Annotated in this window: 2 protein-coding genes; one reads left to right on the top strand and one right to left on the bottom strand. The window is 37.5% G+C overall.

The window, feature by feature from the left end; all coding sequences use genetic code 11:
• Positions 1-980: calcium/sodium antiporter (locus E1140_RS00360; RefSeq protein WP_246202639.1), on the top strand; the 980-nt coding region annotated here is incomplete at its 5' end.
• A 45-nt stretch (positions 981-1025) separates the two neighbouring features.
• On the opposite strand, the gene E1140_RS00355 is transcribed toward E1140_RS00360, so the two are convergent.
• The coding region (locus tag E1140_RS00355; RefSeq protein ID WP_155177973.1) for a DUF1761 domain-containing protein at positions 1026-1420 on the bottom strand (395 nt) is incomplete at its 5' end.

Here is a 1420-nt window from a genome sequence, read left to right as displayed (position 1 = left end):
GAAGTCACGAAATATTACAAATGTTAATATACATACTTTTTATAGTTGGGTTTGTTTTTCTGATCAAAGGAGCCGATTTAATGGTTGAAGGTGCCACATCAATCGGTAAAAAATTCAATATCAGTAGCATAATAATAGGTTTAACTATTGTTTCTTTCGGTACCTCTTTGCCTGAGCTCTTAGTTAACCTTATTGCCAGTTATAATGACAATCCTGACATTGGGGTTGGTAATGTACTGGGAAGCAACATAGCAAATATACTTTTAATTCTAGGTATATCAGCTTTAATCAATCCGCTTCCAATTACTAAAAACACTTACTTCATCGAAGTTCCTTTTTCTCTAACAGCAACTTTGTTGGTTGGTTTCCTAGCTAATGCTTCTCTTTTCCATAAATCAACAGAATTGGCCATTAGCCGCACTGACGGTATTATGCTATTGTTCTTTTTCTTCCTTTTCATGGGCTATGTATATATCGTATCCAAGCAAAAGAAGTCAGAGTTTAGCGATGCTGAGTATAAGGAGATGCCAATGGGCAAATCCATTTTGCTTATCGTTATTGGTATTGTCGGTCTATACTTCGGTGGGGAATGGGTAGTAGGTGGTGCTATTAAAATGGCGCAGTCATTTGGAATGAGTGAAAGGTTTATTGGCTTAACTATTATAGCAATAGGAACTTCATTGCCTGAATTGGTAACTTCAGCGGTAGCAGCCTTCAAAAAGGACACAGACATTGCTGTTGGTAATGTTGTAGGCTCTAATATATTCAACTTATTATGGATTTTAGGACTTAGCGCTACGATTAAAGACATTCCTTATGATGCCATATCGAACTCTGATATCTTTATGATTATTTCTTCCAGTACTGCGCTAATTCTAGCTGTAGTGATTGGTAAACGACCAGTGATTAGTAGATGGGAAGGTTTCTTCTTCTTAGTCGCTTATGTGTGGTATATCATTTTCCTTATTCAGAGGGGATAAAAAAAGGCCGACATTTGCCGGCCATAAGTTTCAATTCATTTTTAACTAGGTCCAAGCAGTAAGTATAGCTCCCATTATCAAAAAACTTACTACAAAGTAGAAACCGTCAATGAACCAAAGCATCATTGACTTTCTTGCAAATAGATAGTTAACACCCAATGCCATGGCTACCCAACCAAAGCCAGTGGCAAAGCCATACATCAGCCCTTCCTGAACGCTTAATCCATTAAGAAAAAATGCCAGATTAACTGTCATAATGAACTCAAGAACGAAGGCCGTACCATAGATTTTTGCCATGTTGGCATTCTTGAGATCCTCTTCATTAAAGCCATTTTCTCTCATCCATCTTTTTCCAAATAATGGTCCATACCAGATTGCACCAAGCACAAAGGTGAGTAGCGTGGCTACTATAATAGCCAGCCAATTAATTGATTCCATAG

Origin of the sequence: Fulvivirga lutimaris (assembly GCF_009711525.1) — a bacterium.
GTDB classification, from domain to species: Bacteria; Bacteroidota; Bacteroidia; order Cytophagales; family Cyclobacteriaceae; genus Fulvivirga; species Fulvivirga lutimaris.
Note: the sequence above shows the minus strand (reverse complement) of the source record. Positions and strands in the feature narration are given on the sequence as shown.